Origin of the sequence: Pseudorhizobium banfieldiae (genome assembly GCF_000967425.1) — a bacterium.
GTDB classification, from domain to species: Bacteria; Pseudomonadota; Alphaproteobacteria; order Rhizobiales; family Rhizobiaceae; genus Neorhizobium; species Neorhizobium banfieldiae.
The window spans coordinates 795,782-809,120 of the sequence record NZ_FO082820.1; the positions used below are offsets into that span (position 1 = coordinate 795,782).

Genomic DNA, 13,339 nt, shown 5'->3' on the forward strand with positions numbered 1-13,339 from the left:
ATCTTGGCCGGGTTGACGAAAGCACGTCCGCCGCCAGCTTCGCACCAGCCGCGGAGGACATGGTTGCTCCGGTCCCATCAGCCGGAATCGAGTCGTCATGCCGCTCCTGCCCCAGTCTCTGCGCCCTATGCTGTCCGCCGTCGGCATGTTTGCTGCGGCCACAAGCCTGAGCGGCTGCATCCTGGTCACCGATACGAGCCGCATGAACCCGGACGTCTTCGTCCAGGAAACCGCGCCCGTCTTCCACGTTCCGCCCTATGCGGATCCACCGACGAACCAGCCGCCACCGATGCCGGGCGGCATTCCGCAGAAGCGCCAGCTCTATCCAACCTATTTTCACCAGACCTACCGGCCGACCTACGGAATGCCGGTCTCCAACCCGGTGCATCGAACCATGTACGGTGCGTTCAACGATGAGGGCAGGACGCTGCCGGCCATCCCCTATTCACGAATCGATCCGCGTTTCCTGCGCCAGGAAGTCTCCTACCAGACCGCCGAGGCGCCCGGCACGATCGTCGTCGATACGAAGCAGCACTATCTCTATCTCGTGCAGCCTGGCGGCAAGGCGATCCGCTATGGCGTCGGGCTCGGCAAGGAGGGCTTCGCCTGGTCGGGCCGCGGCACCATCCAGTGGAAGGCCAAATGGCCGCGCTGGACGCCGCCGGCCGATATGGTCGCCCGCCAGCCGGAATTGCGCCAGTTTGCCGCTGCCGAAGGCGGTGCCAATCCGGGCCTCAACAATCCGCTGGGCGCCCGCGCCCTCTATATCTTCAAGGATGGCAAGGACACGCTCTACCGCGTCCACGGCACGCCCGACTGGCAGTCGGTCGGCAGGGCCACGTCCTCCGGCTGCGTGCGCATGCTGAACCAGGACGTTATCGACCTTTACGATCGCGTACCCGCCTCGGCGCCGATCGTCGTGATCTGATCATCCCGTTCTGGACCGGCTGGTTGGCCTCCCGTAGGGAAGCGTAAACGTTCGCGTGATAGCACAGGCCCATCATGGAACCTTTGCATTCAGGTTGCCGTTGATCGGGCCTAGTCAGAAGAACAAGTCGGGCGGTTTTCCGAACATGAGCATGAACATTTCCTATTCCCGCCGGGGCGTCCTGTCGCTTCTTGCGGCGGGCGCGGCCTCGACACTTGCCGGATGCGCCTCGAGCGGCTCCGGGTCGTCCGGTGCACGCATCATTTCCGCAACGCCTGCCGCCTTCTCGCCGCCGCCGGTCTCACCTGCGGGTCGTTCGCCCGAACTGGATGCCATGTATGGCACCGTCGTCGACGGCGGTTATGTCATTCCGGCCGTTCCCTACTGGAACATCAATCCGCGCTACTATCGCCAGCGTGTCCTCGATCCGACCGGCGAACGCCCGGGCACGGTGGTCGTCGACACGGCGTCGCGCTTCCTCTACCTCGTCGAACGTGACGGCAGCGCCATGCGCTACGGGGTCGGCATCGGCCGCGAAGGCTTTGCCTGGGAAGGCGAGGGCGTCATCCAGTGGCGCCAGAAGTGGCCGAAATGGACCCCGCCGGCGGAAATGATCGCGCGCCAGCCACAGCTTGCAAAATACTCTGCAGAGAATGGCGGCCAGCCGCCGGGCCTGGACAATCCGCTCGGCGCCCGCGCGCTCTACATCTTCAAGAATGGTCAGGATACGCTCTACCGCCTGCACGGTTCGCCGGAATGGAACTCGATCGGGCGTGCGGTCTCCTCGGGCTGTGTCCGGCTGATCAACCAGGACGTCATCGATCTATACGAGCGCGTGCCGCAGAAGGCCCGCATCGTCGTCTGGCAGTAACAGCGAAAGCGCGACTAGGCAGGCTGCTCCTGCAGGTTGCCTGTCAGGGCGCGTAGCCTGTCCCGCAATCCCTCCATCTCCTCCAGGGTGCATTGTGTCGCCACCGCAATGGCGCGGGTGACGTCGATTGCCTGTGAAGCCAGGTCCTGTCCTTTCCGGGTTAAGGAAATACGCACGAGCCGTTCATCCTGGCTGTCGCGCTTGCGGCTCACGAGGCCGCCCTGTTCCAGCCGTTTGAGGAGCGGTGATAGCGTTCCCGAATCCAGCCCCAGCCGATCGCCGATCGCCCGCACCGACTGGTCGTCCTCCTCCCACAGCACCAGCATGACCAGATATTGCGGATAGGTGAGGCCGAGCGGCTCCAGCAGCGGCTTATAGGTGCGCGTCAGTGCATGGGCCGCCCCGTAGATCGCAAAGCACAGCTGCGTCTCCAGCCTGGCCGGCGCCTCGCCTCTGCTCTCTTTCTTTTTCGTCATCGCGTGCCTGATTTTCCGTATCTCTGGCCTATCTCACGATTATCCCCCCAGTCCTAGCGATTATCAACGTGCAAAATTATATTGCGTACAATTTAATTGCCTGTTACGGATATTGTCTCGAAACCTGAAGGAGTGAAGACGATGGCAATTCTCTACACGACCAAAGCCTCTGCCACCGGCGGCCGGTCCGGGCGCGCCGTATCCGAAAATGGCGTCCTCGATGTCACCCTGACCGTCCCCAAGGAGCTGGGCGGCGACGGCGCCACCGGCACCAACCCCGAGCAGCTTTTCGCCGCCGGCTATTCCGCCTGCTTCCTCGGCGCATTGAAGAATGTCGCTGGCAAGGAGAAGGTGAAGATCCCGGACGACGCCAAGGTCACCGTCTCCGTCGGTATCGGTCCCCGCGATGACGGCACCGGCTTCGGCATCGAGGTCTCCATCAGTGTGGACATTCCCGGCATAGACAAGGCGCAGGCCGAGGATCTGGTCGCCAAGGCGAACATCGTCTGCCCCTATAGCCACGCCATGCGTACCTCCACCGAGGTGCCCGTTTCGGTGGCCTGACCCACGGAGGAGGGGGCGGACGACTAGTGGGCCGCTCCCTTGACCATCCAGCCCCGTGCGAGTATCTTTCTCCTGAAAGGATTTCGACATGGATTTTCTGGAGAAACAGGTTGGTCGGGTTGACATCTCGGAGGCGCAGGTGGTCACCAAGGCCACTGTAGTCGCAGCCGAGCGGCTTGGGCTGAACGCTCGCAGCCTCGCCTCCGTTCTGGGCGTGTCTGAAGCCTCCGTCTCTCGCATGAAGCGGCTCGATCATCTCCTGGAGAAGGGAACCAAGCCGTTCGAGCTGGCGCTCTTGCTGATCCGCCTGTTCCGTTCGCTCGATGCCATTACGGGCGGTGACGAAGGGGTAGCCCGCAAGTGGCTGCGCAACACGAACACCGCACTTGGTGGGATACCGGCGGACAGGATCTCCACCATTACCGGCCTCACCGATGTTCTTGCCTATCTGGACGCCCGCCGCGCTCTCGTCTGAGGCGCGACCGGTCGCCGGGGAATTCTGGCGGCTGGTCGAGGCCCAGCACCGCGTCTCGACGATGAAGCTCGTGGAGACGGTAGACGAGCAGGCCCTGCTGGAAAACCTGCTGGAAGAGACGAAGCCGGCGTTTCCGCCCGAATGCAAGGGCCTCGATTATCTGCTCGCGACGCCCTTCCGTTATGGTGCGTGCTATCCGCACGGATCGCGTTTCCGCCGTGCCGGCCGGACGCTCGGCGTCTTCTATGCAGCAGCGCGGGTCGAGACGGCGATCGCCGAAATGGCCTTTTACCGGATGCTGTTCTTTGCCGAATCGCCGGAGACGCCGCTTCCTGCCAATGCCGCCGAATATACCGCCTTCGCGGCATCTGTCGCGACGGAAGCTGGCATCGACCTGACCATGCCGCCGCTCGACAGGGACAACCATGCGTGGGAGCACCGCACCGATTACGCAGCCTGCCAGGCGCTGTCCGATGCGGCACGCGAGGCGGGCCTTGATGCCATCCTTTACCGATCCGTTCGCGACCCGGCAGGCGGGGTCAATCTCGCACTTCTGTCCGCCGGGGCATTTGCGGCGCGGGAGCCGGTGGAGCGGCAGACATGGCGCATGCGGCTGTCGATGACCGGTTTCCAGGCCATTCGCGACTTCCCCCTCCTGCGCATCGGTTTCTCCATGGCAGACTTCGCCGCCGATCCGCGGATTGCCGCACGCCTTACCTGATCGCCGCGAGCGTCTGGCGCAGCGGCGCCATCGAGGACCCCAGCTCTCCGTCGAGCTCGCCATGCACCCGCTCCCAGATCGGCAGCGCCTGCGACAGCAGCGCGGTACCCTCCGACGTCAGCCGCATCAGCCGGCTGCGCCGGTCGTCGGGATGGGGAAGGGTCTCCACCAGCCCGCGTCGCTCCAGTACCTTAACGGCCGCCGTCAGTGTCGTCCTGTCCATGGCCAGGACTTCGGCCACCGGCCCCATGGGTGCAGGCTGCGGCCGGTTCAGCGCCATCATCAGCGAGAACTGCCCGTTGTTGAGGCCGAGCGGCTTCAGGGCATTGTCGAAGCGGCGGGCAAGCGCTCGGGCCGCGCGCTGTACGTGCAGGCACAGGCATGTGTCGCGGACGTGGATGGTCGTGGAGAAGGGAATCGGCATGGCGTTTGACATGGATCATATATGTTGATATCAACGTAAATGTCAAGCCAGAGGAGGATGAGCATGAACGCGATCACGTCGCCGGAGAATGCAATCGTGTCCCGGGAGGAGTGGCTGGAAGCTCGCCGCAGGCTCCTTCAGCTGGAGAAGGAGGAAACGCGCCTGCGCGACAAGGTGCGGGCCGAGCGCCGGGCGCTTCCCTGGGTCAGGATGGACAAGAACTATGTCTTCAACGCCCCCGACGGGGAGAAGCGGCTTGCCGACCTCTTCGATGGCCGCAGCCAGCTGATCGTCTATCATTTCATGCTGGGTCCGGACTGGGATGCCGGCTGCACGGGCTGCTCCTTCCACTCCGATCATGTGGACGGCGCGCTTGTCCATCTCAACAACCACGACGTGACCTATGTCGCCGTCTCCCGTGCGCCGATCGAAAAGATCGAGGCCTACAGGAAGCGCATGGGCTGGAAGTTCCCCTGGGTCTCGTCCTATGGCTCCGACTTCAACTTCGACTTCCACGTCTCGTTTACGCCGGAGGAACTGGCGAGCGGCAGCGTCCGCTACAACTTCACCGAAATCCCGCGCGAACAGGCCCATGACGAACTCCCGGGCCTATCCGCCTTCTACAAGAACGAGAAGGGCGAGATCTTCCACACCTATTCGACCTATGCCCGCGGCGGCGAAGAGCTGATCGGCACGCTGATGATCCTAGACCGGGCGCCGTTCGGCCGAAACGAGGAAACCACGATGAACTTCGTCAAGCGTCATGACGAATACGAGCAGGCGCCTGAAGCTTCATCCTGCTGCCACTAAGCGGGCGCAATATCGGTACCACGGACAGGAGGAATGGCCATGGAAATGGAGATGGCGAAGCCGCAGGCAGAGCACGGCTTCCTGCGGAGGCTCGTCGGCACCTGGGAGGTCAGGGACATGCCCGATGCCGGCACATGGGTCGAGGTGGTCCGGTCGCTGCATGGCATCTGGTTCGTCGCGGAAGGCAATGGCCAGATGCCGGGCGGTGGCGATGCCACCACAGTGCTGACGCTTGGCTACGATCCCGCCAAGGGCAGGTATGTCGGCAGCTGGATCGGGTCCATGATGACCCACATGTGGGTGTACGACGGCGAGGTGTCTGCCGACGGCAATACCCTCAGCCTTTACACCACCGGACCTGACTTCGAAAATCCCGGCAGGACCGGGGAATATCGCGAGCAGATCATCATCAATGACGATGATCATCGCATCTTCAACTCCAGTGCGAAGCAAGCGGACGGAAGATGGAAGCAGTTCATGGAAGTCAATTACCGGCGCGTGTCCTAGGCGCCCAAATCGCCCGTCGCAAGCCGGGCAGGAGGAGATTGAAATGCTGCAGACTGCATCGGAAACCAGAAGCGAAACCCACGGCAAGTTCATCTGGTGCGAGCTGATGACGTCGGATACGGAGGCGGCCGGCCGCTTCTATTCGTCCGTCCTCGGCTGGTCGCTCAACGCCATGCCGATGGGGGAGGGCGACGCCTACTACCTCTTTCAGATCGGCGAGGGCGACAAATGCCCCGGTATCGGTGGCATGATGAAAATTCCCACCGAGATGGCCGGTAGCATGCCGCCGAACTGGAGCGGCTACGTTGCCGTCGATGACGTCGACCGGACGGCACGGGAGTTCGCGGAGAACGGCGGCACCGTGCATCGGCAGCCGGAGGATATCCCGCAGGTGGGCCGCTTCGCCGTGGTCGCCGATCCGCATGGCGCCGTCCTCAACATCATGACGCCGCTGCCGATGGATGACATGCCGCCGCCCCCGCCGGAGGGTGCGCCGGGCACCGTCGGCTGGCACGAACTCTATGCCGCCGACCTGGAAGAGGCCTTCGAGTTCTATAGCCGCATCTTCGGTTGGACGAAGGACAGCGACTTCGACATGGGAGAGATGGGGGCCTACCGGCTCTTCGCCGAACACGGCAAGCAGACCGGCGGGATGATGAAGCGTCCGGAGGAGATCCCCATGCCGTGTTGGGTCTACTACTTCAACGTCGAAAGCGTCGAAGCCGCCATCGGGCGGGTCCGTGCCGGCGGCGGCCAGGTGCTGAACGGGCCGATGGAGGTTCCCGGCGGCAGCTGGATCGCCCAGTGCACCGACCCGCAGGGTGCCTTCTTCTGCCTCGCATCCATGCAGAAATGACTAGAAAGCCGGGGCGAGTTCGCCCCGGCTTTCTCCATCGCTGTTAAAGCTGGGTTCATGGAACTGCTGCTACAGGCGTCGGTTGGACGCTCGTGATAGGATGCAGCTCCCGGACGAAAGGCGATGGATGCGCAGGATCAGGCTGATGGTGATTGGACCGCCACCATATCTTTCTCCGGCCGTCCGCCAGGCGTGGAGCCGCGCCGAGATCGATCTTGAGGGCCCCTATAATTCCAGGGATTTTGCGACCAAGCTCGTCGAGGCATCGTTCGATGGCGCTATCATCGATGTGGAGTACGATGCACCCACTCTCCTGCAGGTGGTTGAGGTGCTGGATGCCTTTGCGGTACCGGCCATCTTCGCCGGCAGCGGCCGTGCGGCCCCAGGAGGAGGCTACTCCCTTTCCGCCAATTCGGAGGCCATGAATGCGATCGTCCGGAGCCTGCTCGGCTCCGAGGCGAGTACAATGCAGTAACATTTGTAATTGCGCCGCATTTCTCGGCTTTTATGGTTGCCTGACAGGCTTTCGGCGCCGGCCATCGGCGGCCGCCCCTCTCGCCTTGCGGAGAATGCCCATGCCGGACCGGTACTTCTATCCCGGGATCCTTGCCTCCGACGACCTCAAGCTGCTTCACGAGACGGTGCGCAACGTGCTGCAGGTCGAAAATGGCGAAGGCGCCGCGCGGGATCCCGAAGCGGTGGCCAGGATCGTGCTGCGGCTCTACAGGACTGGGCTCACCGAACACGACAAGCTCCTGCAACTCGCTGGGCTGATGGTGGACCGCCAGGCGCTGGTGGGCGGCCCCGTCTTCTGATCACCTTTTCACATCATCACTGTCGGGGAACCAAAGCGCTGTGCGGGGATTGACCCTGGTAACGAGGAGTCAGTCGATGCAGGAAGCAGCAGGTGAAAGCCACCCGCAGACAGAAATCGTTGAATTGATCCCCATGTTGAGGAGTTTCGCGAGGCGCTTCTACAGCAACTCCCATGATGTCGACGATCTGGTGCAGGAAACGGTGCTGCGGGCGCTCGCCAATCTGGACAAGTTCCAGCCGGGCACCAGCCTGAAATCCTGGGCCTTCACGATCATGCGCAATACGTTTTGCACGCGCTACGGCCGCGGCAAGCGGGAATTCGTCGGTACGGAGGACTGCGCCTCGTTGCAGCGGTCGATCAATGCCCCGCAGGAATGGGCCGTGAGGATCCAGGAATTCGATCGTGCGCTCGCCGGACTTCCGGAGCACTATCGTGACGCTTTCGAGATCGTGTTGATGCGTGGAGAAAGCTATGAATCCGCATCGGCGCTCTGCAACTGCCCCGTCGGCACGATCAAGAGCCGCGTCAACCGCGCCCGCCTCGCCATCCTCAAGACCCTTGGGGAGGATGGCATCCGCGGGACGGTCGATATCCAGTAGCGACGTTCTCCGCCAAACTTGATGGAATTATTCCGGCTGCTATGGTCGCGCGTATGACAGCCTCTTCCTCGGCCAGCCGGCCCATCTATCTGCAGAACCTGCGGCAATTTCTCGTCAGGGTGGAGCGCGGGCAGGACAGGACCGCTCTGCGCCTCCAGGCGGCCTTCGCCGTCGTCGATATCGCGATCCTCGCCTTCTTCCTCTTCGGCCCGTACCTCCGCGCCGGGCCGACCTACCTCATCATCGACTACATCATCGCAGTCTGGATCAGCTTGGAGCTGATCGCGAGGGCGCTTGTTGCACCGACCTGGCGCATCTTCTTCCGCCGGTTCATGACCTGGATCGACATCATCATCCTCGCGACGCTGCTTTTTCCCGACGTATTGTTCAACTTCGCCTTCCTCAGAGCCATGCGTCTCTGGGCGATCGGGAGTAGCCCGCTGCTGCAGCATGGTCTCCGGCGCGCCGGATACGCACACCTGCTCGATGTCGTTCGGGCGCTGATCAACCTCCTGGTTTTCCTGTTCATCGTGACCGGCTTCGTCTACACGAGCTTCTTCTACAATCGGCCGGGCGAGCAGGGTTTCGTCGACGCTCTCTACTTCACGGTCGCCTCCATTACGACCACCGGCTACGGCGATATCACCCTTCCAGGAACCGCCGGAAAGCTCACCTCGGTGGTGACCATGATCGTCGGGATCTCCCTCTTCGTGCGACTGGCTCAGGCGGTGGTGCGTCCGAACAAGGTCCATTACCCCTGTCCCCAATGCGGGCTGCAGCGACACGAGCAGGACGCCGTTCACTGCAAGGCCTGTGGGGAAATGCTGAAGATTCCCGACGACGGCGACTGACAGGCGCCTTGGCCATTCAGACTCTGTTTGCTCCCGCTTGGGCAACCGCCTAGAAGCGGTTCAATCAAAGGAGAATGGTCATGGCCGATGCGGATGACGAATATGTTTATGACGAAGCGACCGGCGAGTGGCGCCCCGCGTCCGAAATGGCCGCGGCGGCCGCGCAGGCTGCAGACGTGCGCGACGCCTCCGGCAATGTGCTGAAGGATGGAGATTCCGTCACCCTCATCAAGGACCTGAAGGTCAAGGGCGCGGGGCAGACCCTGAAGCAGGGAACCGTTATCCGCTCGATCCGTCTCACCGATAATCCGGAAGAGATCGACTGCCGCCACGACGCCATCAAGGGCCTCGTGCTGCGCACGGAATTCGTCCGCAAGCGGTGATTGCCCGCCCGGCCGTGCGGCTCGGCGTGGCTAGCGTTTCAGGCTGCCGAGGATGCCACGCACGATTGCGCGGCCGAGCGAACTTGCGACGGAACGGGCCGCGCTCTTCATCGCCGCCTCGACGACCGTTTCGCGTTGACGGGTGGAAGTGCGTTTGCCCGCGGGTTTCCCCGCCGGCTCGTCGCCGAAACCGGGCAGGCTCCAGCGGCCGGCCGCACTTTCCGTCTCACGCTCCTCCTCTTCCCGCTGCGCAGCCTCTGCTTTTGCAGCCTTTTCCGCGCGCTCCATCAGGATCTCGTAAGCCGACTCCCGATCGATATCGCGGTCGTACTGGCCGGCGATCGGGCTCCGGTTGATGATGTCCCGCCGCTCGGCGTCGGTCAGCGGCCCGATCCGCGACGAGGGCGGCCGGATCAGCGTGCGCTCGACCATGGACGGAGCGCCCTTACCCTCCAGCGTCGAGACGAGCGCCTCGCCGGTGCCCAGTGCGGTGATCGCCTCCTGCGTGTCGAAGGCCGGATTGGTGCGGAAGGTATCGGCCGCTGTCTTCACGGCCTTCTGCTCGCGCGGCGTATAGGCGCGCAGCGCATGCTGTACCCGGTTGCCGAGCTGCGCCAGCACCGCCTCCGGCACGTCGAGCGGGTTCTGCGTCACGAAATAGACCCCGACGCCCTTGGAGCGGATCAGCCGTACCACCTGCTCGACCCGCTCGATCAGAACCTTGGGGGCTTCGTCAAAGAGCAGGTGCGCCTCGTCGAAGAAGAAGACGAGCCTCGGCTTGTCCGGATCGCCGATTTCCGGCAGTTCCTCGAAAAGTTCAGAGAGCAGCCACAGCAGGAAGGTCGCGTAGAGCCGCGGATTGTTCATCAGCTTGTCGGCGGCGAGCACGCTGATCATGCCGCGCCCGTCCTGCGTCGTGCGCATCAGGTCGCGAATGTCGAGTGCAGGCTCTCCGAAGAAGTATTCCGCGCCCTGTTGCTCGAGCACCAGGAGAGCCCGCTGCAGCGAGCCCACCGAGGCCTTGGAGACGAAGCCGTAGCGGGTGGAGATCTCCCCGGCGTGCTCACCCATGTAGTTGAGGAGCGCCTGCAGGTCCTTGAGATCGAGCAGTGCCATCCCGCCTTCGTCGGCGATCTTGAAGGCGATGTTCAGCACGCCCTCCTGCGCCTCGGTGGCGTTCATCAGGCGAGCCAGAAGGAGCGGCCCCATTTCCGCGACCGTGCTGCGCACGCGATGCCCCTTCTCCCCATAGAGGTCGAGAAAGATCACCGGCGAGGCGGCGAATTCGTAGTCGGAGAACTGGATCTGCTCGGCGCGCTTCAGGAGGAAGTCCTTCTCCTCGCCGGCTGCGGCAATGCCGGAAAGGTCTCCCTTGATGTCGGAGCAGAATACCGGGACGCCGGCATTGGAGAAACTCTCGGCGAGGATCTGCAGCGTCACCGTTTTGCCCGTTCCCGTCGCCCCGGTGATCAGGCCGTGCCGGTTGCCGAACTTCAGCTCCAGATATTCAGGGTTGTTGAAGGAGTCATCGGGATTCCGGCTGCCGCCGAGAAACAGTTTTCCCTCTTCGATCATGCAACTGGCGCTCCCTCGCAGCGTTACGGCTCAAAGGGTTATAGAGGCAGCCGAAGTGCCCGGCAACGGTCGCGCCGGCTGGCTTCGGCCAGCCTTGATGTATAGGGAGCGACTAGATGCAGGAGGACGTGATGGAGGCGGAGAGGCGTGAGCCGGGACGAGGCCGCGAGGCCGAAACGCCCCAACAGATACCGGCCAAGGGCATGAAGGATGTCTTCTGGCGCCTCTATGCAGCCATCAACGAGGATCGCGTCATGCTGGTGGCGGCGGGTGTGACCTACTACCTCCTGCTGGCGCTGTTCCCGGCCATGGCGGCACTGGTCTCGCTCTACGGCTTCTTTGCCAGCCCCAGCCAGATAGCCGAACGGATCCAGTTCCTGGGCGCCGTCATGCCGGCGGATGCGCTGAACATCTTCCTGGAACAGTTGCGTTCGCTCGCGTCTCAGGACAGCTCCTCCCTGAGCCTGGGCTTGATCGCGGGTCTCGGCATTGCCCTGTGGAGCACCAACAATGGGATGAAGGCGCTATTTCAGGCGATGAATGTTGCCTATGAGGAGGAGGAGAAGCGCAGCTTCCTGAAGCTCACCGGGATCTCGCTTCTGTTTACGCTCGGGACACTCATCCTGGTTGTTGTGCTGATTGTCGCGGTGGGTGTCGTGCCGGCGGTTCTTTCCTTCCTGTCCCTCGGCAGTTGGGCCGAGACGCTGATCAACACGCTCCGCTGGCCGGTCCTGCTTCTCATTATCATGGCCGGAATCACCTTGCTCTACCGCTACGGGCCAAGTCGCGAAGATGCTCGGCTTCGCTGGCTCAGCTGGGGCGTCATCTTTGCGACCGTGTCCTGGCTTCTCGCTGCCGTCGCCGTGTCCTTCTATCTGTCCAACTTTGCCGACTACAACGCCACCTACGGCACTCTGGGCGCCCTGATCGGCTTCATGGTATGGACATGGGTATCAGTGATTATCCTGATCATCGGTGCGGAACTGAATGCCGAGCTCGAGCATCAGACGGCGCAGGATTCCACGACCGGGCCTGAACAGCCGATGGGCAAGAGAGGCGCCTATATGGCTGACCACGTTGGCAAAGCCTCTTCCTGATCGAGATCGGCTGATCGGCGCCGGGATCTGCGCAATTGGCTCTGGACGCCGAGCGAGGTTCCGTATTACCTTGACGTCAACGTCAAACACTCGAGGAGAAAGACTGATGAACGAACTCGTCACGCGCGTGGCCGACAATGTCGGCATCACTCCGGACACGGCCGAGAAGGCCGTCGGCATGATGCTCGGCTTTCTGCAGCGCGAAGCCGACGACGGCGCGGTCGCTCGGATGATCGAAGCCATTCCCGGTGCCCCGGAACTGGTCGCCAAGTTCAACGGCGAGGGGCAGGGCGGCGGTGGCCTGCTCGGCGGCCTGATGGCGAGCTTCGGCGGCGGAGTGATGGCGCTCGGCCAGCAGCTCATGGGCCTCGGCCTCGGCATGGGCGAGATCACCTCGCTTGCCAAGGAAACCATCAAGGTCGCCCGTGAACACGCGGGCGACGAGACGGTCGATACCGTGGTTGCCTCCGTCCCGGGCCTCAGCCAGTTCGTCTGATCCGATACTGCTTTCAAACGTAGAAAAGCCGCCGGCACCCCCGGCGGCTTTTCTCTTGGCTCAATCCCATTCCGGCGCCAGATGGCCCGGGTTGACGATACGGCCGTCGGGGCGGGCGAGCTTGTGGATCTCTGCCATCTCGCCGTCGCCGAGGGCGAAGTCGAAGATGTCGAAATTCTCCCTGAGCCGGCTCTCCGTCGCGGTCTTCGACAGGGCAATCACGTCCTTCTGCTGTACGGCCCAGCGCAGAGCCACCTGGGCCGCCGTCTTGCCGTGCCGGGCGCCGATGTCGCGCAGCGCCGGGTCATGCGGCACCTTGCTGTCGGCCATTAGGTAATAGGCAGTGATCGACATCCCCGTCTTTCGAGCCTCGCCAATCACCTTGGTCTGGTCGAGATAGGGGTGGTACTCGATCTGGTTGGTGACGATGGGCGCGTCCGAGAGCCGGATCGCCTCGGCCATCAGCGCAGTCGAGAAGTTCGAAATACCGATATTCCTGACTTTGCCGGCCCGGCGCAGCTCGTTCAGTGCGCCGATCCGGTCGGTGAGCGGCATCTCGCTTTGCGGCCAGTGGAGGAGGAGAAGGTTCACATAGTCCGTCTTCAGCTTCGCGAGGCTTTCGTCCACGGAGGTAATGAAGGCGTCGTGCCCCACGCGGTCGACCCAGACCTTCGTTGTCAGGAAGATGTCGGCGCGCGGAATGCCGGAAGAATGGAGCACATCGCCGACGGCCGCCTCGTTCTTGTAGATCTGCGCGGTGTCGACATGGCGGAAACCGATCCTCAAGGCTTCCGGCAGGATCCGGTGCACGTCCTCCTCCGGCATGCGGAAGGTCCCGAAGCCGAGGGCGGGGATGTTGGCGCCGTTTGCGCTCACTGAATGCATGGAA

General features: G+C 63.1%; 19 protein-coding genes. 15 read left to right on the forward strand and 4 right to left on the reverse strand.

What is annotated here, in order from left to right; all coding sequences use genetic code 11:
* The first annotated feature begins 97 nt into the window (after positions 1 to 97).
* Positions 98 to 928, forward strand: a complete 831-nt coding sequence (locus NT26_RS03735) for a L,D-transpeptidase (RefSeq protein ID WP_052637428.1) — start codon at positions 98 to 100, stop codon at positions 926 to 928.
* 151 nt (positions 929 to 1,079) lie between these two features.
* Positions 1,080 to 1,799, forward strand: a complete 720-nt coding sequence (locus NT26_RS03740) for a L,D-transpeptidase (protein WP_425287722.1) — start codon at positions 1,080 to 1,082, stop codon at positions 1,797 to 1,799.
* A gap of 14 nt (positions 1,800 to 1,813) precedes the next feature.
* On the opposite strand, the gene NT26_RS03745 is transcribed toward NT26_RS03740, so the two are convergent.
* Entirely contained in the window at positions 1,814 to 2,275 is a 462-nt protein-coding gene (locus NT26_RS03745) for a MarR family winged helix-turn-helix transcriptional regulator (RefSeq protein WP_052637430.1), read from the reverse strand.
* 141 nt (positions 2,276 to 2,416) lie between these two features.
* On the opposite strand from NT26_RS03745, the gene NT26_RS03750 reads away from it, so the two are divergent.
* The 3 genes from NT26_RS03750 (at position 2,417) to NT26_RS03760 (ending at position 4,035) form a co-directional block, all read left to right on the forward strand.
* Positions 2,417 to 2,839 (forward strand): organic hydroperoxide resistance protein, encoded by a 423-nt coding sequence (locus tag NT26_RS03750; protein WP_052637431.1) that lies wholly within the window; start codon positions 2,417 to 2,419, stop codon positions 2,837 to 2,839.
* 88 nt (positions 2,840 to 2,927) lie between these two features.
* A complete protein-coding gene (locus tag NT26_RS03755) occupies positions 2,928 to 3,314 on the forward strand; it encodes an MbcA/ParS/Xre antitoxin family protein (RefSeq protein WP_052637432.1) in 387 nt (128 codons plus the stop codon).
* A complete protein-coding gene (locus tag NT26_RS03760) occupies positions 3,274 to 4,035 on the forward strand; it encodes an RES family NAD+ phosphorylase (protein WP_052637433.1) in 762 nt (253 codons plus the stop codon). The genes NT26_RS03755 and NT26_RS03760 overlap by 41 nt, the downstream gene beginning before the upstream one ends.
* Here NT26_RS03760 and NT26_RS03765 read toward each other — a convergent pair.
* Positions 4,028 to 4,471 carry a MarR family winged helix-turn-helix transcriptional regulator gene (locus tag NT26_RS03765; protein ID WP_052637434.1) on the reverse strand — a complete coding sequence of 148 codons (444 nt, stop codon included), beginning with the start codon at positions 4,469 to 4,471 and terminating at the stop codon, positions 4,028 to 4,030. The two genes, NT26_RS03760 and NT26_RS03765, sit on opposite strands and share 8 nt — an antisense overlap.
* Positions 4,472 to 4,522: 51 nt before the next feature.
* Here NT26_RS03765 and NT26_RS03770 point away from each other — a divergent pair, with 51 nt between their 5' ends.
* From NT26_RS03770 to NT26_RS03805, 8 genes are all read left to right on the forward strand, one after another.
* Complete coding sequence (locus tag NT26_RS03770) at positions 4,523 to 5,269, forward strand: DUF899 domain-containing protein (RefSeq protein ID WP_152338567.1); 747 nt, start codon at positions 4,523 to 4,525, stop codon at positions 5,267 to 5,269.
* 45 nt (positions 5,270 to 5,314) lie between these two features.
* Positions 5,315 to 5,776: a DUF1579 domain-containing protein gene (locus NT26_RS03775; protein ID WP_052641833.1), complete on the forward strand. Its 462-nt coding sequence runs from the start codon at positions 5,315 to 5,317 to the stop codon at positions 5,774 to 5,776.
* A gap of 43 nt (positions 5,777 to 5,819) precedes the next feature.
* A complete protein-coding gene (locus NT26_RS03780) occupies positions 5,820 to 6,632 on the forward strand; it encodes a VOC family protein (RefSeq protein ID WP_052637440.1) in 813 nt (270 codons plus the stop codon).
* Between the two features lie 145 nt (positions 6,633 to 6,777).
* Positions 6,778 to 7,107 (forward strand): hypothetical protein, encoded by a 330-nt coding sequence (locus tag NT26_RS03785; protein WP_142588696.1) that lies wholly within the window; start codon positions 6,778 to 6,780, stop codon positions 7,105 to 7,107.
* A 100-nt stretch (positions 7,108 to 7,207) separates the two neighbouring features.
* Positions 7,208 to 7,447 carry a hypothetical protein gene (locus tag NT26_RS03790; RefSeq protein ID WP_052637444.1) on the forward strand — a complete coding sequence of 80 codons (240 nt, stop codon included), beginning with the start codon at positions 7,208 to 7,210 and terminating at the stop codon, positions 7,445 to 7,447.
* Positions 7,448 to 7,523: 76 nt separating this feature from the next.
* Entirely contained in the window at positions 7,524 to 8,048 is a 525-nt protein-coding gene (locus NT26_RS03795) for a sigma-70 family RNA polymerase sigma factor (protein ID WP_052637446.1), read from the forward strand.
* Positions 8,049 to 8,101: 53 nt separating this feature from the next.
* On the forward strand, positions 8,102 to 8,899 hold the full coding sequence (locus tag NT26_RS03800) for a potassium channel family protein (RefSeq protein ID WP_052641836.1): 798 nt from the start codon (positions 8,102 to 8,104) through the stop codon (positions 8,897 to 8,899).
* A gap of 80 nt (positions 8,900 to 8,979) precedes the next feature.
* On the forward strand, positions 8,980 to 9,282 hold the full coding sequence (locus NT26_RS03805) for an alkylphosphonate utilization protein (protein WP_052637448.1): 303 nt from the start codon (positions 8,980 to 8,982) through the stop codon (positions 9,280 to 9,282).
* A gap of 30 nt (positions 9,283 to 9,312) precedes the next feature.
* On the opposite strand, the gene NT26_RS03810 is transcribed toward NT26_RS03805, so the two are convergent.
* Positions 9,313 to 10,857 carry a helicase HerA-like C-terminal domain-containing protein gene (locus tag NT26_RS03810; protein ID WP_052637450.1) on the reverse strand — a complete coding sequence of 515 codons (1,545 nt, stop codon included), beginning with the start codon at positions 10,855 to 10,857 and terminating at the stop codon, positions 9,313 to 9,315.
* A 116-nt stretch (positions 10,858 to 10,973) separates the two neighbouring features.
* On the opposite strand from NT26_RS03810, the gene NT26_RS03815 reads away from it, so the two are divergent.
* Both NT26_RS03815 and NT26_RS03820 read left to right on the forward strand, forming a co-directional pair.
* Positions 10,974 to 11,954: a YihY/virulence factor BrkB family protein gene (locus NT26_RS03815; protein WP_052637452.1), complete on the forward strand. Its 981-nt coding sequence runs from the start codon at positions 10,974 to 10,976 to the stop codon at positions 11,952 to 11,954.
* Between the two features lie 106 nt (positions 11,955 to 12,060).
* Positions 12,061 to 12,450 carry a DUF2780 domain-containing protein gene (locus tag NT26_RS03820; RefSeq protein WP_052637455.1) on the forward strand — a complete coding sequence of 130 codons (390 nt, stop codon included), beginning with the start codon at positions 12,061 to 12,063 and terminating at the stop codon, positions 12,448 to 12,450.
* Between the two features lie 60 nt (positions 12,451 to 12,510).
* Here NT26_RS03820 and NT26_RS03825 read toward each other — a convergent pair whose 3' ends face one another.
* Complete coding sequence (locus tag NT26_RS03825; protein ID WP_052637457.1) at positions 12,511 to 13,335, reverse strand: aldo/keto reductase; 825 nt, start codon at positions 13,333 to 13,335, stop codon at positions 12,511 to 12,513.
* Positions 13,336 to 13,339: the final 4 nt, after the last annotated feature.